The sequence below is a fragment of the Grimontia marina genome (assembly GCF_900060185.1).
GTDB classification, from domain to species: domain Bacteria; phylum Pseudomonadota; class Gammaproteobacteria; order Enterobacterales; family Vibrionaceae; genus Enterovibrio; species Enterovibrio marinus.
Window position 1 is genome coordinate 16,117 of sequence record NZ_FIZY01000052.1, and the last position, 17,886, is coordinate 34,002.

The window sequence follows — 17,886 nt, forward strand, 5'->3', positions numbered from 1 at the left end:
TCTGCATCACAATCATTGCTTTAGGCCTATTTGACGATTAAACCCGCTTGCAAACAAACCAATCCGACGCCATCATGAATTAATATTTTTAATGCATAAGAGCGATAGCAGAAGAACAATGGCGAACCTTCAATCACTGCTTGGCAATCTCCATACCTTCAATGTGGCTGCAAGAACCTTGAGCTTTACCGAAGCGGCAAAACTTCTGCACTTAACGCAAGGCGCTGTCAGCCATCGCATCAAGGTTTTGGAGCAGGAACTGGGGTTCAATTTGTTTGTTCGCGGAACACGAAAGCTGACGCTGACAAAGGAAGGGAGAAGGTTTCAAGGCACACTGGCGAGCTCACTGAACAACATTTTCAGTGAAATTGATGATATCCGGCATACGGAACTAAGCGGTGATCTGACCATCGCTACTTCACCCGGTATTGCCTACGAATGGCTTATTCCAAGGCTGGCAGATTTCAAAGCCAAGTATCCTAAATTCAACTTGAAGGTGATGACGCAAGAGCTCGAACTGGACTTCGAGACCAACAATATTGATGTCGCGCTTTACTACGGTGCATCAGAAAGACCCGATGTTTACCGCATTAAAATGTTTGATGAGCGTTATGTTCCTGTCTGCACACCGACATACGCTAAAGAGAACCATCTCTTTGAGGATGGAATGAATTCCCTTTCCCGAGTGAATTTCCTCTACGCCGCCACATCGACAGTCTGGTCACGATGGGCAAAGCACCACAAAGTGGATATCGACATCACCCGGCACTGTAGCGTTTTCACACATCAAGACATGGCTGTGTTCAGCGCAAGAAAAGGATTGGGGGTCGCAATGGGTCGCTACCGGTTCGTCAAAGACGCACTGGAAAGTGGTGAACTGGTTTCTCCTTATCCCGGAATGGAGACCCACAAAACCCATGATCTGCTCTGCCCGCTTGGCTCAGAGAAAAGACCCAAAGTACGGACGTTTATCAATTGGGTGACTGGTCAAATTAATCAAACGAACTAACAAGAAGCTCATATATTAGGAATAAAATCACGATCGAGTACGTCCTCGATCGTGTTCTAGGACGCACCAACACTGGTCTCAGCACATACTGGCTCCAATTTCATTGTTTAAGGAGCCACAAGGTGAAACCCATTTATTTACTCGTTATCCTATTAACGTTCGTCCTAAATTCTGCCTTTGCAGCGAATATTGGGTTTGAGCAATTCTCGCTTGATGATGACGCATCAAGACCACTGAATGTTTCCATCTGGTACCCAACATTTCAAACGTCACCAAAAACCGTGATTGCCGAAAATCCCGCTTTTGTTGGTACTGAAGTGATCAAAGCAGCAACGCTAGATGCGAGAAAAGCGCCTGTTGTTTTGCTATCTCATGGCTATCGTGGAAGCTGGCGAAATCTCAATTGGCTGGCGACTAAGCTTGCTAAACGTGGTTACGTGGTGGCCGCCACTGATCACCCCGGTACAACAACTTTTGACCAAGCTCCATCTCAAGCCGCGCAATGGTGGCAAAGACCAAGAGATGTTTCCCGCTTGCTGAGTTTTCTACTGGCTGACTCAAAGTGGAGTAACGCTTTGGACGCGGACAACATTTCCGCTATCGGCCACTCTTTGGGGGGATGGACGGTGATGCAGTTGGCTGGCGTTGAAATTGATAGAAACGAATTGAAAAAACAATGCCAGCTCATTTTTAATCCAAGAACGTGCGGACTGGCAACAGAGCTGGGGCTTGATAAGACTCAGCCAAAGGAGCCGGAAACCAACTCGCTTAAAGATACACGTATCAAACGTGTCGTCAGTTTGGACTTGGGTTTAGTGCGCGGATTTTCTGTTCAGAGTATGACTGAAACGCTAACACCGACGCTCATTCTCGCTGCAGGAATCGACATAGGCGATTTGCCACAAGCTATGGAGTCAGGCTATTTGGCTGAACATTTACCTTTGTCGACGAGACACTACAAGGTGTATGAGCAAGCCACCCATTTCAGTTTCATGCAGCGATGTAAGACAGGTGCTATCGACCTGCTGGAACAGGAACACAAAGGCGATGGCCTTATCTGTAAGGATGGATTCGGCACCCGGCGCGAAGCACTGCATGCCGACATGTTGGAGGATATCCTTTGGTTTCTTGAGTAACTCATACAGGAATCAAACGGTGCCGCTTCGAAATTCGCTGGGCGTTTTTTCGGTGATTCGCAAAAACTCTCGGTTGAAATTAGATTTAGTCTGAAAGCCCGCAGCAAGATAGATCTCAGTGATCGCCAAGTCGCTGTTTTTCAGCAGAGACTTGGCGTGCTCAATCCGATAGCGGTTGATTGCGCGGGAGATATTCTCCCCACAAACCTGATTCACCGATGAAGAGATTTTTCTCCCCGGAATACCCAGTTTCCTTGCCAGCTTATTTAACGTCAGATCAGGGTCTTTAAACAGCTCCCTTTGCTCCATCATCTCATCCAATTTCGCGACAACCGATTGCGCCTCATCATTCTCGTCAGTGATGGGTCCAGGTTCGTGATCCACTTCAGAATTTAGGTCATTGAGAGCCAACTCAGCGTCATTCGCCTCAAACACTTCTCCTTCGGGAACTTGCTCTTGGGAAGGCACACTTCCGTCAACAATCACCACCAGCATACCCATGACAGGTATCAGTATTAGATAGCTGAACGTCAGAATGAAGCCTGTGTGCTCAGCACCAAACGCGACAAAGTCATAGGAGATTGCCCCATCAATGAATGCAGAAAACAGTAACAGTGCACCCGCAACTCTTTCGGAGTAACTTGTCTGATTTGTGTCGCTGAGCCTTACCTTGTCTGCGGTGCTGAAAGAAAGAGACAGTAACCACACACCATAGACTAGGTACAAAATCACCAGCAATACATCTGTTAGCCCCAACCATAGATATGGATAACTGGCAGAGGACAATGCCACCAACCCAGGACCAATCCAGTGAACGTTACTGAGAGGCTTGTTCGAGTGTGCATGAGAGAAACACCACCATGCCACGACAGGAAGGCACGCTCCTAACATGGGTTGGATCGTGCGGAAGAAACTAATATCCGTCGTCCACCTCAAACCCACGACCGCGGTCGCAGCAGCACACAGAACCAAAAACCAGAAAGCACGGTTTGACTGGTGGTGTGAACGATTGAAAATGATCGCCGCACCGAAGAGCAACATCAACGACGCCACAAATGGCAAAGGAATAGAGAGCATTTTTGTCCTTTAAATTCAGCTCGTCACAATGAGAGGGATTCGTTCGTCACTTAGAAGTAATGCGCGATGTCCAGATACCGACTGCGGATATGTTCGATCAACGCCTTCACCTTGGTCGGAGGCTGTCGGGTAAACGGATACACGGCATAGATGCCGAGCTTCTTACCCACTTGCTCAGGAAGAATATCAATCAGCGTCCCTTCCAACAGGTCGTGGTAAACCAAACAGCGCGGCACATAAGCTATGCCATAGCCGCCCAGTGCAGCTTTGCGAAGTGCAGTAGCATTGTCAGTGGAGAAACTGCCGGACACTTTGACGATGTAGTTACCTTTACTCGCCTTGAATTCCCAGTCCGACGCCCCCGTGGTTTGATACGCGTATTGAAGACAATTGTGGTCGACCAATGCTTCAGGTGTGACGGGTTTTCCGTGCTGGGCAATGTATTGCGGCGAAGCACAAACTATCCATTGGGAATCAAGAAAATGGCGGGCAATCAGGCTTGAATCTTCGAGATATCCTGTGCGGATAACCAAGTCATAACCACCTTCAATCAGGTCGACGAATTTGTTGTCGAGCGACATATCAACCGTCAGGCCAGGGTTTTGGTAACAGAACTCTGCTACTGCATCTGCCAGTAGCAAATCACCGGAAATGGTTGGCACCGACATCTTAATATGTCCGCTGATGTTCTCACCAAACCCCACGACAGAATCGACCGCTTCTTGGGTAGCCTGTTTGACGTTTTTAGCCCCCTGTAAGAGGGCTTTTCCCGCTTCTGTCAGTGTGAGCTTGCGAGTCGTGCGGTAGAGAAGCTGAACGCCTAATTCTTCTTCTAAACGAGCAACACGTTTACTGACAACTGAGTTTGTCAGGCTGCTTTGTTCGGCAGCTTTACTGAAGCTGCCCAGCTCAACCACTTGGGAAAAGAGAATCAGATCATCCGCGCGCACAGCATTCACTCACTCTGAGAAACAATTAAGACCATTATTTCTTTTTCTTAGAGAAAGTAAACGACCACGTTCTAGGATCAGAACAACCGACGCTTGAGACCAGTTTTCTCCAGTACTCGGGTGGAGATTTCTTCAACCGACAATGAGGTGGTGTTGATATAAGGAATCGCTTCACGACGAAACAAAGATTCAATCGTTGCGATCTCCTGTTCACACTGCTCGCTGCTGGCGTATTCACTGCCTGAAAGCCGGTTCTGACGGATCTGGGTCAGGCGTTCTGGCTCAATCGTCAAACCAAACAACTTGTGACGCTGGAACTCGAATTCCGGCAATAAACGCAGCATTTTCATGTCTTCCGCGATAAACGGATAGTTCACTACGCGAAGGCCGAATTGCATCGCCATGTAGAGACTGGTCGGGGTTTTACCGCTGCGAGAAACACCCAGCAGAATGATGTCGGCTTTATCCAGGTCTTTTAAAGAAATGCCGTCATCGTGCGCCAAGGTGTATTCAATCGCCGAAATGCGGTCAAAGTAGGTGTCTGAATCCTTACTGACACTGCGGGAACGTTGAAGTTTTGGTTTGGGCTCGATTTGTGTGTCTTCGGCCACACGCTGGACGATACTTTCCAGAACATCGTAGAAAAATGCTGGTGCCTGCAGCAGTTGATCACGCATGGCGGGCACGACCATAGAGAAGAAAACCAGCGGTTTTACCCCATGTTTATCGTGGGATTGTTGGATCTGTTTAACCAAATCCGCCACTTTGTCTTCAGACTCGACAAAAGGGAAGGTTTTCTCGTTTGGGACAAAGGAAAACTGACCCAAAACAACATGCCCTAATGTCTCGCATGTGATGGCTGTCCCGTCCGAGACATAAAAGACGTCTCGGGTTTGAATTTCTGTGTGCTTCAAAGGTTAATCTGCTCGCAAAATTTTATTAGGATACAAACATAACAATAACAACAAATGGTCAGCCATTAACGTTTGCTCAGCTTTTGAAACCCATAGCGTTTTTTTAGCCCAAACTTAAGGTTTACCGCCCAAAACCCAATACAAAAACTGCATAGTTTCTGGAGAAAGACATGCAAAAGAACACCCTCTGGTTCGATACCCTGTCCATGGATGATGTTGACAAGGTCGGCGGCAAAAACGCTTCACTGGGCGAAATGGTTTCCAACCTTGCCAATGTGGGCGTTTCTGTCCCGAATGGGTTTGCGACCACTTCGTTTGCGTTTAACCAGTTCCTTGATTACGAAGGTCTGGATGATCGTATTCACCAAGTGCTCGATGAACTGGATATTGAAGATGTTGAAGCCCTACGCAAAGCCGGTTCCCAAATTCGACAATGGGTACTGGATGCCCCCTTCCCTGCTGATTTAGAGCAGGATATCCGAAACAATTACGAAACGCTGGTAGACGGAAATTCGGAGCTTTCCGTTGCTGTGCGTTCATCTGCGACTGCCGAAGATTTGCCGGATGCCTCCTTTGCAGGTCAGCAGGAAACCTTCCTGAACGTCAAAGGCATTGATGCCGTGCTTGAGGCAACCAAGCACGTATTCGCCTCATTGTTTAATGACCGCGCCATTTCTTATCGTGTGCATCAAGGCTTTGATCACCGTGGTATCTCTCTGTCTGCGGGCATTCAGCGCATGGTGCGTTCAGACAAAGCTTCATCTGGCGTGATGTTCACGCTAGACACCGAATCAGGCTTCGATCAGGTGGTGTTTATCACTTCCTCATGGGGTCTTGGTGAAATGGTGGTGCAAGGTGCGGTAAACCCTGATGAGTTCTATGTGCACAAGCCATTGCTGGAAGCGGGTCACCCTGCGGTAGTTAAACGTACTTTCGGCTCCAAGCTGATCAAGATGATTTACGCTGACAGTCAGGTGATTGGTAAGCAGGTTGAAATCATCGACACCTCAGCAGAAGAGCAAAGCCAGTTCTCGCTGAATGATGATGAAATCGCAGAGCTTGCCAAGCAAGCGATGATCATCGAGAAGCACTACAAACGTCCAATGGACATTGAGTGGGCCAAAGACGGGATCGACGGCAAGCTATATATCGTTCAAGCGCGTCCAGAAACGGTCTGCTCGCAGAAGCAAGGTAACGTGATTGAGCGCTATGAGCTGAGCGCCAAAGCGGGTGTCTTGGTGGAAGGTCGCGCTATCGGTCAGCGTATCGGCAACGGTAGTGTCCGTATCGTGAAATCACTGGATGAAATGTCACTGGTACAGGACGGCGATGTGCTGGTTACTGACATGACTGACCCAGATTGGGAACCGGTGATGAAGAAAGCTTCTGCGATTGTCACCAACCGCGGCGGTCGTACCTGTCATGCGGCAATTATCGCCCGTGAGCTTGGTATTCCAGCTATCGTCGGTTGTGGCGACGCCACCAGCAAACTGAGTGATGGTGCGGAAGTGACTATCTCTTGTGCAGAAGGTGAAACCGGTTACGTTTACGAAGGTAAGCTCGACTTTGCGGTCAGCCAAACTGCAGTAGACGAACTGCCAATGCTACCGACCAAAGTCATGATGAACGTGGGTAACCCGGACCGTGCGTTCGATTTCGCCCAAATTCCGAACGAAGGTGTCGGTCTTGCCCGTCTTGAATTCATCATCAACAAGATGATTGGTATTCACCCGAAAGCCCTGCTGAACTTTGACGCACAAAGCGACGAGCTGAAAGCAACCATCAATGAGCGCATTCGCGGTTACAAAGATCCGGTCGATTTCTATGTCAGCAAACTGACCGAAGGAATCGCGACCATTGGTGCCGCTTTCTGGCCGAAGCGCGTCATCGTGCGTATGTCAGACTTCAAATCGAACGAATACAGTAACCTGATTGGTGGCAGCGAGTTCGAACCTCATGAAGAAAATCCAATGTTGGGCTTCCGTGGTGCTTCACGTTACATCTCGCCAGTGTTTGAAGATTGCTTCGAATTGGAAACTCAGGCGATCAAACGCGTGCGTGACGAGATGGGTCTGAAGAACGTTGAAATCATGATCCCATTCGTTCGCACTACAGGTGAAGCAGCAGAAGTGAATGACCTTCTGGCGAAGCACAACCTTCGCCGCGGCGAGCAGGGTTTGAAAGTCATCATGATGTGTGAACTGCCATCCAATGCGGTGTTGGCGGAAGACTTCCTGAAGTACTTTGATGGCTTCTCAATTGGCTCAAACGACATGACTCAGTTGACGCTCGGCCTTGACCGTGATTCCGGTGATGTCGCGCATCTGTTTGATGAGCGCAACCCAGCGGTGAAAGCCATGCTGAAGATGGCGATTGATGCCGCCACCAAAGCAGGTAAGTACGTTGGTATCTGTGGTCAGGGACCATCCGATCACGATGATTTGGCGCAATGGCTGATGGATCAGGGTATCAGCTCTGTTTCCCTCAACCCGGATACCGTGGTTGATACCTGGATGAAACTTGGCAAGGTTGCTGCCAAGGCCTAATTCATTATTTGGTGGATATAAAAAGCCGCTCATTTGATGAGCGGCTTTTTTACGTAAAAGGGTCAAGTGCCTTCAGCGATTAGTAGCCCTGAGGGTTCTTTGACTGCCAGCGCCATGTATCTTCCACCATGTCATTCAGGGTGTGGGTTGCTTTCCATCCCAGATCTTGCTGCGCTTTTACAGGATCAGCCCAACACTCTGCAATATCACCCGGGCGACGCGGTGCGATTTGATACGCGATCTCTTTGCCACATGCCTTGCTAAATGCCGCAACCATTTCTAGAACACTCTTACCGTCACCGGTTCCGAGGTTGTAGATGTGTAAGCCCGCTTTCTTGCCTACTTTGTCCAACGCAGCAAGGTGACCTTCAGCTAGATCGACGACATGGATATAGTCACGCACACCACTGCCATCACAGGTTGGGTAGTCGTCACCAAATACAGACAGGAATTCACGGCGACCAACGGCCACTTGTGAAATAAACGGCATCAGGTTGTTCGGAATGCCCTGAGGGTCTTCGCCCATCTCACCGGATTTGTGCGAGCCTACTGGGTTAAAGTAGCGAAGCAGCGTAATGCTCCAATCTGGGTTTGCCTTTTGGAAATCAGTCAAACACTCTTCCACCATCAGCTTACTGCGGCCATAAGGATTGGTCGCAGACGTTGGGAAATCTTCGCGGATTGGTACAGAGGCAGGATCACCATAAACAGTCGCCGATGAGCTGAAGATCAGCGAGTGAACACCCGCATCTCGCATTGCATCCACCAGCACCAAGGTACCATTGACGTTGTTATCGTAGTATTCCAACGGCTTTTCAACCGACTCACCAACAGCTTTCAAACCAGCAAAGTGAATCACTGCATCAATGTTTTCTTTTTCGAAAACAGACGTCAGAAAAGCTTTGTCACGGATATCGCCCTGATAAAACGTTGGCTTTTTGCCCGTCAGTTTCTCAATACGTCCAAGCACCGCGAGCTTACTATTATGAAGATTATCGAGAAGAATGGGATTCAGGCCTGCTTCAATCATTTGAACACAGGTATGGCTGCCAATATAGCCAACGCCGCCAGTTACAAGTACGTTCATGTCAAATCTCAATTGGGTTGCGATTTTAGGTTCCGTGCCTAAATTCAAGTACGGTTTTGTTATGTCGACCACTATACCTGAGCATATAGGAAGTGCCAGTGGCGCACGCCGAATCAGCTAAAAATCACAGTATCAAACGCAAAATCAGTTGGGTTGCTCGAAATTGGGTATAACGGACTAGGTGATTTACTTTTTGGGTATAGCCCATCCCTGACGGCTCTCGCATTTGTCTTTGTCTCTTTTTTGAGCTTTTGTTTCATTATTAATATTTCAGAAATAACCTTCCCATCTCCCTTTGATTTATGTGTCATTTGATAGTAATCGTTTCATTATTAAGCGTTTCAAAAGCGCTAAACATTGTCGGTCGAGTTTACAAGACATTTTTTTGTTTTCTAACATTGAGCATTGCTGATCATCAAATGTAAGCCTCAACGATTGACCACAATTACTGCAGGTAAAGAAGCCTAAACGCTTTCGGTAAAACGAAATCGCTTAGGCTTTTTTTGTTTAAATGGATTTTCGTCGGGTACAAGACGACGCAGGTATATGTATGGAAACACATCGCGTTGGGTTACTTTACTCTTCTGAATGTACGTATCACAGCATTGCCTACGATGCTTTGCGCGGCGCCAAATACGCTATTAACAAAATCAACCTTGATGACCAATACCCGTTTGAGCTAGAAGGGGTACATGTCGATCCCAAAGGTAACCTTGATGCGTACATTGAAGGAGCGCAAAGCCTATTGGGAGATGGCATCAAGCACATTGTTGGCACCATCACATCCAGCGCCCGAAAAGAAGTGATCGCAGATATTCATGAGCATCAGGGCTTACTTTGGTATGGCAGCCCTTATGAGGGGTATGAGTGTGATGAAAACGTGGTGTATCACGGTGCCTGCCCCAATCAAAACCTGCTACAAATTCTGAGATTTGCGGTCCCCACTTTCGGTAAACGCGTGGCGCTGATGGGTTCCAATTATGTTTGGGGATGGGAAAGTAACCGCATTGCGCGTGATGCGATTGAAAGTATCGGCGGCGAAATCATCGAAGACACCTATTACCGCTTCGATACAACGGAATTTCGCTCAGCCATCGATAATATCTTGGCAAAACGCCCCGACTTTGTGATTAATAACTTAGTTGGAAAATCCAGCTATGCCTTCTTGTGCCATCTTAATGACGTCTGGAAGGGACAGCCCTTGCCCGTTTTAAGCAGTAATCTCAGTGAATGCGAGCTCAGATGTATTCCCCCCTTACCTAACCTTCGGTTGTTCACTGCGTTGATTTTCTTCCAAACCGTCAATCCCGTATTCGTCAAAAAGGTAAAGCGCACGCTTGGGGAAGGTAAGCCAGTATCAAGCAATTTCTTAGGGGCTTATCTTTCGGTACTCAGCTTGGCGAATGCCATAAAGATCGCTGGTTCTAATGATGTGCAAGCCGTTCGCTCTGTCCTCCAGCAGGTAAATATCGACTCGCCGATGGGCTATATGCTCTCTATTGCCAAAAACCAACACGTTAACCTCCCCTGCTTTATCGGTGAACGGCACGGTGACGAATTTAATGTAGTGAGTTGCTCCCCTCCTATTGAACCCAACCCCTACCTGATCGCTCAGCAGTTTTTAGTGGATGTTGAATGGCAGAAAAGGACTGTAAGACTGGAGGTGGTCAAATGAAGCGGCCTTCGATGTCAATTAACCGGTTCACCGTGATTTCTGATGACGACAGAGCCTGTTCGCAGATTGCCAAAGCCTCGGAGAGAATGGGCATCGAATGCCACCTCTCAGCACATCTTGATAACGATTCTACCAGCACTAAGCCTATCGACTTGTTTTTGATAGATATTCTGCATTATTTCAATGATGTAAAGGTACAAGGCACTATACCCAGTACCACACCGATTGTTGGGCTCATCGCGCACGGCTCACCAGTTGAGATCGAGCGCGCCATCAGCATTGGGGCGATGTCTGTAGTGGTAAAACCCATCAATCAAACCAGTTTGTATGCCGCTTTTCACACAGCAATGAAACTATTCCAACACCACGAGCAAATGCGCCTTGAGTTAGAAACCTTAAGGTTACGGCAAAAACTTAGACCTATCGTTATCGAAGCAGTGATTGGCATCATGGAGAAATATCGGGTGCCTGAGCCTGTGGCTTACACACGGCTGCGTAAATATTCCATGCAGCGGAATGTCCCCTTAGAGCAAGTTTGTCTAGAGCTTTCGCAAGGCAATATCAGCTTCGCCAGGGTTAACGGGGAAGACTAAACCCATGTTGAAGTCCCTCATTTCACGTCCTTCAGTGTTTTTGTCCATAGCCGTAATCCTCTTTGTGGTAGTGCTTGCCTTGGGTGCAACACATCTTGCTCCCTATGACCCAACGGAACAATTTTTCGAAGGGCTGACACTGGAAGGAGCACCACTTGCCCCCAATGACACCTTTTTGCTTGGTACTGATCTTTTGGGGCGCGATCTCTTGTCACGCCTAATCTATGGTTCTCAAACTTCCCTGCTGATTGGTGTCGTCGCCAATGGCATTGCCATTTTGATTGGTACCTTGGTTGGGGTGGTCGCCGCCTATTTTAAAGGCTGGACTGGCTCGATTCTCATGCGGTTCACGGATCTAATGATGGCGTTTCCAGCACTGTTACTCGCAATCACACTAGCAGCCATATTCACGCCGAGCTTATGGATTGTGGCGATGGTTATCGCTATGGTGAATTGGGTCCAAATCGCACGCGTTATCTATTCGGAAACCCTTGCCATCAGTGCAAAAAACTTCATCGCTGCGGAACAAGCCGTTGGGGTGCCTGAATGGAAAATATTGTTTTTTCACGTTGTGCCTCACCTTATTCCTACGATGTTAGTTTGGGGTACGCTAGGTATTTCGACAACCGTATTGCTGGAAGCAACCTTATCTTACCTCGGCATTGGTGTTCAGCCGCCGATCCCCAGTTGGGGAAATATTATTTTTGAAAACCAAACGTATTTCAGCGTCGCCCCATGGCTGGTGTTCATTCCGGGGTTTGTGATTATCTTGCTCTCGCTTTGCTTCAATATTCTGGGCGATGCCCTGCGTGATGAGCTGGACCCCACATTGAATGGAAGAGACGCGCAATGACACAGTACCTGATAAAGCGGCTCTTTCACGCAGCCCTGATTTTGTTGGGTGTCACCTTTATTACCTATCTGCTGTTGTACTTACTGCCCGCAGACCCAGCCCGACAGATCGCAGGCAGAAGTGCGACAGCCGAAACCGTCGCCAATATCCGCGAGCAACTTGGCCTCAATTTACCCTTCTATGAGCAGTATTGGCGATATCTTACCCAATTATTGCAAGGTGATATGGGCCGCTCCTGGCTACAAAAAACAGAAGTATCGACCTTGATTTCTGCACGCTTACCCGCGTCCTTGCAATTGATGATGGCGGGGATTGGGGTTGAATTGGTGATTGGCTTAACTTTGGGGGTTGTAGCAGCCCTGAACCGTAACAGCCTTATTGACCGCGGGCTGATGATTTTCTCCTTTGTTGGTGTCTCATCCCCCCACTTTGTGGCAGCAATGCTGTTTTTGTATCTCTTTGCTGTGCATTGGTCTCTTTTCCCTATTGGTGGTTATGGCGAATGGAAACATCTTATTTTACCCGCCGTGACACTGGGCATTCTCGGCAGTGGTTGGTATGCACGCATGATGCGCTCATCAATGATTGAGGTCATGCATCAAGACTATATCCGCACTGCAAAGGCAAAAGGACTCTCACGTACCCGGATCATATTCCGGCACTTGATACCTAATGCCATCCTTCCAATCGTCTCAATGATCGCGATCGACATTGGCATTTTTATTGGCGGCATGGTGGTGGTGGAGTCTGTATTTGGATGGCCAGGTATTGGCCAACTGGCGTGGCAAGCCATTCAGCGGGTTGATATACCGATCATTGTCGGTGTCACCCTGGTGTCGGCGGTCGCCATCGTGTTGGCAAATTTGCTGGCGGATCTGGTCTCACCCTTTATTGATCCAAGGATTGACCTCAAAAAGCTGTAAAAAGGAGTTGTATGATGAAAAAACTCGTAATGACCACAGCACTGTCTTGTTTGCTGGCTTCAGCCGTCGCAATGGCGGAAGTCAAGCAAGGTGGTAGTATGATAGTAACCTACAAAGACGATGTCTCGACATTGGACCCAGCCATTGGTTACGACTGGCAAAACTGGTCGATGATCAAAAGCCTGTTTAATGGCTTGATGGATTACAAGCCGGGTACCACCGAGCTAGTGCCGGATCTCGCCGAAAGCTACACCATCTCAGATGACGGCAAAACGTACACCTTCAAACTCAAAGACGGCGTCAAGTTCCATAATGGGCGTGAAGTAACGGCAACGGATGTGAAATATTCCATCGAGCGGACAGTGAACCCCGAGACGCAAAGCCCCGGCGCGGGTTTCTTTGGTTCGTTGGAAGGGTTTGATGCATTTAACAGTGGTCAGTCAAAAGGGCTGGACAGTATTAAGGTGCTGGATGACCAAACAGTGAGCTTTCAGCTTGCCCGTCCTGATGCCACCTTCCTTCATGTGCTTGCCATCAACTTCTCATTCGTCGTGCCTCAGGAAGAAGTGGAAAAATGGGGCGCTGACTTCGGCAAGCACCCTGTTGGGACAGGCGCATTTAAGTTGGACGAATGGAAACTGGGACAAAATCTGACATTTGTCCGTAACCAGGATTACAACAAACCTGGCTTGCCCTACCTAGATGAAATCCGGTTTGAAGTCGGACAAGAGCCTATCGTTGCCTTATTACGACTCGAAAAAGGGGAAGTCGACATCGCAGGCGATGGTATTCCACCTGCCAAATTCCTTCAGATTAAGAACAATCCTCAGTATAAGTCTTTGATCATCGCCGGTGACCAGCTTCATACTGGCTACATCACCATGAATGTGAAAATGAAGCCTTTTGACAATGTGAAAGTACGTCAGGCGGCCAATATGGCAATCAATAAGCGTCGTACTGCCCAGATCATTAATGGCCGAGCCACCCCTGCCAATCAACCACTGCCTCCCGCCATGCCAGGTTATTCAACAAGCTACGAGGGCTACCCTTACGATCCTGAGGGTGCGAAGAAGTTACTGGCAGAAGCCGGTCTACCCGATGGATTCACCACTGAGCTTTATGTGGCCAATACCGACCCACAACCAAGGATTGCGCAAGCCATTCAACAGGATCTTTCTAAAATTGGCATCAAAGCTGACATCAAAGCACTCGCCCAAGCCAATGTGATTGCGGCGGGCGGCGATGCACAGCAAGCCCCCATGATTTGGTCCGGTGGTATGGCCTGGATTGCAGATTTCCCTGATCCATCCAATTTCTATGGCCCCATTTTAGGATGCGGCGGTGCAGTAGACGGCGGCTGGAACTGGGCATGGTATTGCAATGAAAGCTTGGATGAGCGCGCTGCAATCGCTGATGCCATGGTTGCTGAAGACCAACAAGCCGCTCGCATGAAAGAGTGGGAAAGCATTTATATCGATGTGATGGCAGATGCACCGTGGGTGCCTGTCTTTAACGAACGCAGATATACCATCCGTTCAGAGCGACTGGGCGGTGGCGAAAGCCTCTTTGTCGACCCTGTTCACATTCCTGTTAACTATGAAAATGTGTGGGCGAAAGATGTGCAATGACTCAATAATCAAAACCATTCATAGCGTTCATCACCATCATGGTTGGGATAACGCCATTGAACCCGCGTTCCTCGTCGAGCGCGGTCAAACCTTGGAGTTTGAATGTCTCGACAGCTCAGGCGGACAGCTAAACCGCTCTTCATCAGTGGCCGATATTCCGGGCTTAGATTTCAATAAAATCAATCCCGTCACTGGGCCCATTTATGTTGATGGCGCAAAACCCGGTGATGTGCTGAAGCTGACCATTCACGAGTTCAAGCCCAGCGGGTTTGGTTGGACGGCAAACATACCGGGGTTTGGCCTGCTCGCGGATCAGTTCAAAAACGCCGCGTTAAATGTGTGGTCCTATGATGCATCGACGTTAGCACCTGCTGCGTTCAGCGGTATCGCTAAGGTTCCATTGAAACCCTTTGCCGGCACCATTGGTGTCGCACCGGCGGAAAAAGGGAGCCATTCTGTGGTTCCTCCCCGCCGTGTTGGCGGTAATATGGATATTCGCGATTTGTCGGCAGGTACCACGCTGTATCTTCCTATTGAGGTAGAAGGTGCGCTGTTTTCAATTGGTGACACCCATGCTGCGCAAGGCGATGGCGAAGTGTGCGGGACAGCCATTGAAAGTCCGATGAACGTGGTCGTGGAGCTTGATGTGGTGAACAACCTCAAAATTGACTCACCGTACTTCACAACCTCAGGTCCTGTAACCCGTCACCTTGACAGTAAAGGCTACCAGGTCACTACAGGGGTCGCACCAGACCTGATGGAGGGGGCCAAAAGTGCAGTGAGTCAGATGATCGATCTCTTGGTCGCCCAGCATCATATGTCACCTGAACAAGCGTATATGCTTTGTTCCGTGTGCGGTGATCTGAGGATCAGCGAAATCGTCGACATGCCCAATTGGGTAGTCTCATTCTATTTACCGAATGTGGTATTTGAATAAGTATGGGCTGTCATTAGCGATGAATGATACGGTGATGGATAAGGCGCTATTATCAGTTGAGAACCTGTCGATAGCGATTGCAACGGGAAAGCAGTTTCACCCTGTGGTGAATGAACTATCGTTAACATTGAATGCCGGTGAGACCGTATGCATTGCGGGCGAATCCGGCAGTGGCAAGTCCTTATCCAGCACCGCTATCATGGGGCTGCTTCCTCCTGTCGCCAAGGTCACCGGGGGGCATATCTGGTTTCAGGGGCAAGATTTACTTACCCTCCCTGAAAAATCACTAAAAGCTCTGCGTGGCAATGACATTGCCATGATTTTTCAAGAGCCTATGACATCACTCAATCCTCTGATGACCGCAGGCCAGCAACTTTGCGAGGCGATCCGTGCACATCAAAACATGGATACTGCAAGTGCAAAGGCGCTCGCTATCACCATGCTGGATGCAGTGAAAGTGCCCCATGCAAAAAAGCGGATAAACCAATATCCGCATGAAATGTCAGGCGGTATGCTTCAACGTATCATGATTGCGATGGCCCTGGTCTGTCGACCCAAGATCCTGATTGCTGACGAACCCACCACCGCGCTGGACGTGACCATTCAAGCTCAAATTCTTTCGTTATTGAATGAGTTGAAGCACGACTTCAATGCCGGCGTTTTAATGATCACTCACGATATGGGGGTAGTCGCTGAGATGGCGGATCGGGTCGTCATCATGAATAAAGGGGTGGTAGAAGAGCAGTCCGATGTACGTAGCATTTTTCTTGCCCCTTCATCACCCTATACGCAATCATTGCTCGCAGCCATACCTAAACTGGGTCATGCTAAACCTGCAGAAAACGTGGCGACGGAAAGTACCTTGCTGGACGTTAACCACCTCTCGGTGCATTTCCCCATTCCTAAAACCTGGTGGCAAGAAACAACACTTGAGGTTCGTGCTGTTAAGGGTATTTCATTTTCTATACGGCAGGGAGAAACGCTAGGGTTAGTCGGTGAAAGTGGCTGTGGGAAATCCACCACCGGAAAAGCATTGATGAATATGCTGCCCTTTCGTGGCAGTGCCACACTCAATGGGCAAGAGCTTAACGGTTTGAAAGGGCCGGCACTCAGGCACATTCGCAAAGACATCCAAATGGTTTTTCAGGACCCCTACAGTTCATTAAACCCCAGAAAAACCATTAAATACCTGTTAAGTGAGCCTCTGCTTCTTCATGGAGTCTGCAAACCCAAAGAGGTGACTGATCATGTTGCCATGCTGTTGGAGCAAGTGGATATGTTGCCCGAACATATGGAGCGTTATCCCCATCAATTTTCGGGCGGACAACGTCAGCGCATCGCAATTGCAAGGGCGATTGCCTCTCAACCCAGACTGATTATTGCAGACGAACCTGTTTCAGCGCTTGATGTTTCCGTTCAGGCCCAAGTGCTGTCGCTACTTGAACGGCTACAAAAACAGTTGGGTATCAGCTTCTTGTTTATCTCACATGACATGGCCGTTGTAGAGCAAGTGTCGCATCGGGTCGCTGTTATGCATGGCGGGACAATTGTCGAAATGGGACCGCGTGATCAGGTACTGAAATCACCAAGACACAGCTATACCCAACGCCTAATGCAGGCGGTCCCTATTGCAGACGTAAATATCAAACGGGATCTTTCTCCTTCGCTTACAAGCCACAAAATGCCAGAGCTCATTCACGATGCATCGATGCCTTGTGAAGCCGTGCAATATGACCATATAGACAGCGACCACATTGTGGCACTGGAAGGCTCAGTCAAAAGAAACGAATCCAAGGCTCCATCACAACAACCACCGATGGTTGCAAAGCAAAGAAACAGCCACTAATGACGCCGCTCTTGACGATAAAAAGCAGCTGGAAATGCTTATTGCACCAAAGGCTTGAAACCTGCTCTTGACGACATTAGGTATCGGCAGACAGTTTCACGCTTGCGGATGTGCTTTCTGCTCGTCGGGGTTTTAAATAGCGCGTGTCCCTTCCCGTTTAGGGTGCAAGAGTAAAGATCGTCAGCGGCCTCAGTCATCAATACCCTAGGCATTATCTAGTTGTTTCATTGAGAATCGTCACTGACGTGTTTCTTATCTATCTTTGTATCAGTGTTGCAATGTCAAGAAAATCAGTAACCAGTCGCACAAAATAGTGATCTTCCGGGCAGAGAGTGAAAACACACCTAACTTACTAAATAACTGATCCGAATAGTGCTACATTTTCGCCGTGCCGTGGCAACCTCCCGGGTACGGCGATACGTTATCCATAAAGTGCTTCACCTTCCTGAGCAATTGCCACATATGTTTACACCTGTGATTCCGAGTAATTGTCTCATGGAGAGCATTCCACAATCGTTCTATGACGTTGACCCAAGGGCAATAAACGGGCTGGAACAGCAGCCTGAACTTTGGGTTCTTCTTGAGCCAAGCCTTCGTTTTTTTACTTTTGTGGATGATGTAGTTATCCAGTATCAAGGTGACACTTTTGGCTCGGCGGTAGTGCCACTTTAGCTTCTCCAGCATGGCAATGAATAGGTCTGAGTCTTTCTTT

15 protein-coding genes are annotated in these 17,886 nt (G+C 48.5%); 10 read left to right on the plus strand and 5 right to left on the minus strand.

The window, feature by feature from the left end:
* The first annotated feature begins 118 nt into the window (after positions 1 to 118).
* Entirely contained in the window at positions 119 to 1,009 is an 891-nt protein-coding gene (locus GMA8713_RS20400; RefSeq protein ID WP_062713722.1) for a LysR substrate-binding domain-containing protein, read from the plus strand.
* A gap of 122 nt (positions 1,010 to 1,131) precedes the next feature.
* The gene (locus GMA8713_RS20405) at positions 1,132 to 2,145 is read left to right on the plus strand and encodes an alpha/beta hydrolase family protein (RefSeq protein WP_062713726.1); all 1,014 of its coding nucleotides are present in this window, start codon (positions 1,132 to 1,134) and stop codon (positions 2,143 to 2,145) included.
* Positions 2,146 to 2,157: 12 nt separating this feature from the next.
* Here GMA8713_RS20405 and GMA8713_RS20410 read toward each other — a convergent pair whose 3' ends face one another.
* The 3 genes from GMA8713_RS20410 to ppsR all read right to left on the minus strand — a co-directional run bounded on the left by GMA8713_RS20410 (position 2,158) and on the right by ppsR (position 5,086).
* A complete protein-coding gene (locus tag GMA8713_RS20410) occupies positions 2,158 to 3,222 on the minus strand; it encodes a helix-turn-helix domain-containing protein (RefSeq protein ID WP_062713727.1) in 1,065 nt (354 codons plus the stop codon).
* A 50-nt stretch (positions 3,223 to 3,272) separates the two neighbouring features.
* The gene (locus tag GMA8713_RS20415) at positions 3,273 to 4,172 is read right to left on the minus strand and encodes a LysR family transcriptional regulator (protein WP_062713728.1); all 900 of its coding nucleotides are present in this window, start codon (positions 4,170 to 4,172) and stop codon (positions 3,273 to 3,275) included.
* 77 nt (positions 4,173 to 4,249) lie between these two features.
* Complete coding sequence (ppsR, locus tag GMA8713_RS20420) at positions 4,250 to 5,086, minus strand: posphoenolpyruvate synthetase regulatory kinase/phosphorylase PpsR (protein ID WP_082111454.1); 837 nt, start codon at positions 5,084 to 5,086, stop codon at positions 4,250 to 4,252.
* A gap of 170 nt (positions 5,087 to 5,256) precedes the next feature.
* Here ppsR and ppsA point away from each other — a divergent pair, with 170 nt between their 5' ends.
* Positions 5,257 to 7,632, plus strand: a complete 2,376-nt coding sequence (gene ppsA, locus GMA8713_RS20425) for a phosphoenolpyruvate synthase (RefSeq protein WP_062713729.1) — start codon at positions 5,257 to 5,259, stop codon at positions 7,630 to 7,632.
* Positions 7,633 to 7,711: 79 nt separating this feature from the next.
* Here ppsA and galE read toward each other — a convergent pair whose 3' ends face one another.
* Complete coding sequence (gene galE / locus GMA8713_RS20430) at positions 7,712 to 8,719, minus strand: UDP-glucose 4-epimerase GalE (RefSeq protein ID WP_062713730.1); 1,008 nt, start codon at positions 8,717 to 8,719, stop codon at positions 7,712 to 7,714.
* A gap of 550 nt (positions 8,720 to 9,269) precedes the next feature.
* Here galE and GMA8713_RS20440 point away from each other — a divergent pair.
* The 7 genes from GMA8713_RS20440 to GMA8713_RS20470 are packed head-to-tail and all read left to right on the plus strand — an operon-like array spanning position 9,270 to position 17,174.
* Positions 9,270 to 10,394, plus strand: a complete 1,125-nt coding sequence (locus GMA8713_RS20440) for a transporter substrate-binding protein (RefSeq protein WP_062713732.1) — start codon at positions 9,270 to 9,272, stop codon at positions 10,392 to 10,394.
* Positions 10,391 to 10,987, plus strand: coding sequence for an ANTAR domain-containing response regulator (locus tag GMA8713_RS20445; RefSeq protein ID WP_062713733.1), 597 nt, complete (start codon positions 10,391 to 10,393; stop codon positions 10,985 to 10,987). The genes GMA8713_RS20440 and GMA8713_RS20445 overlap by 4 nt, the downstream gene beginning before the upstream one ends.
* Positions 10,988 to 10,991: 4 nt before the next feature.
* Positions 10,992 to 11,840, plus strand: coding sequence for an ABC transporter permease (locus tag GMA8713_RS20450; protein WP_062713734.1), 849 nt, complete (start codon positions 10,992 to 10,994; stop codon positions 11,838 to 11,840).
* On the plus strand, positions 11,837 to 12,763 hold the full coding sequence (locus GMA8713_RS20455) for an ABC transporter permease (RefSeq protein ID WP_062713735.1): 927 nt from the start codon (positions 11,837 to 11,839) through the stop codon (positions 12,761 to 12,763). Before GMA8713_RS20450 ends, GMA8713_RS20455 begins: the two co-directional genes overlap by 4 nt.
* A gap of 14 nt (positions 12,764 to 12,777) precedes the next feature.
* On the plus strand, positions 12,778 to 14,391 hold the full coding sequence (locus tag GMA8713_RS20460) for an ABC transporter substrate-binding protein (RefSeq protein WP_062713736.1): 1,614 nt from the start codon (positions 12,778 to 12,780) through the stop codon (positions 14,389 to 14,391).
* Entirely contained in the window at positions 14,381 to 15,328 is a 948-nt protein-coding gene (locus tag GMA8713_RS20465) for an acetamidase/formamidase family protein (RefSeq protein ID WP_062713740.1), read from the plus strand. Before GMA8713_RS20460 ends, GMA8713_RS20465 begins: the two co-directional genes overlap by 11 nt.
* Positions 15,329 to 15,362: 34 nt before the next feature.
* The gene (locus GMA8713_RS20470; protein ID WP_157515709.1) at positions 15,363 to 17,174 is read left to right on the plus strand and encodes an ABC transporter ATP-binding protein; all 1,812 of its coding nucleotides are present in this window, start codon (positions 15,363 to 15,365) and stop codon (positions 17,172 to 17,174) included.
* Between the two features lie 375 nt (positions 17,175 to 17,549).
* On the opposite strand, the gene GMA8713_RS20475 is transcribed toward GMA8713_RS20470, so the two are convergent.
* The coding region (locus GMA8713_RS20475) for an IS630 family transposase (RefSeq protein ID WP_157515497.1) at positions 17,550 to 17,886 on the minus strand (337 nt) is incomplete at its 5' end.

What these genes read in the sequence shown, in the direction of transcription:
- ppsA (WP_062713729.1), top strand. Translation starts at nt 5,257, where the DNA reads ATGCAAAAGAACACCCTCTGGTTCGATACCCTGTCCATGGATGATGTT.
- GMA8713_RS20455 (WP_062713735.1), top strand. Translation starts at nt 11,837, where the DNA reads ATGACACAGTACCTGATAAAGCGGCTCTTTCACGCAGCCCTGATTTTG.
- GMA8713_RS20450 (WP_062713734.1), top strand. Translation starts at nt 10,992, where the DNA reads ATGTTGAAGTCCCTCATTTCACGTCCTTCAGTGTTTTTGTCCATAGCC.
- galE (WP_062713730.1), bottom strand. Translation starts at nt 8,719, where the DNA reads ATGAACGTACTTGTAACTGGCGGCGTTGGCTATATTGGCAGCCATACC.
- GMA8713_RS20400 (WP_062713722.1), top strand. Translation starts at nt 119, where the DNA reads ATGGCGAACCTTCAATCACTGCTTGGCAATCTCCATACCTTCAATGTG.
- GMA8713_RS20465 (WP_062713740.1), top strand. Translation starts at nt 14,381, where the DNA reads ATGTGCAATGACTCAATAATCAAAACCATTCATAGCGTTCATCACCAT.
- GMA8713_RS20440 (WP_062713732.1), top strand. Translation starts at nt 9,270, where the DNA reads ATGGAAACACATCGCGTTGGGTTACTTTACTCTTCTGAATGTACGTAT.
- GMA8713_RS20470 (WP_157515709.1), top strand. Translation starts at nt 15,363, where the DNA reads ATGGATAAGGCGCTATTATCAGTTGAGAACCTGTCGATAGCGATTGCA.
- GMA8713_RS20460 (WP_062713736.1), top strand. Translation starts at nt 12,778, where the DNA reads ATGAAAAAACTCGTAATGACCACAGCACTGTCTTGTTTGCTGGCTTCA.
- GMA8713_RS20445 (WP_062713733.1), top strand. Translation starts at nt 10,391, where the DNA reads ATGAAGCGGCCTTCGATGTCAATTAACCGGTTCACCGTGATTTCTGAT.
- GMA8713_RS20410 (WP_062713727.1), bottom strand. Translation starts at nt 3,222, where the DNA reads ATGCTCTCTATTCCTTTGCCATTTGTGGCGTCGTTGATGTTGCTCTTC.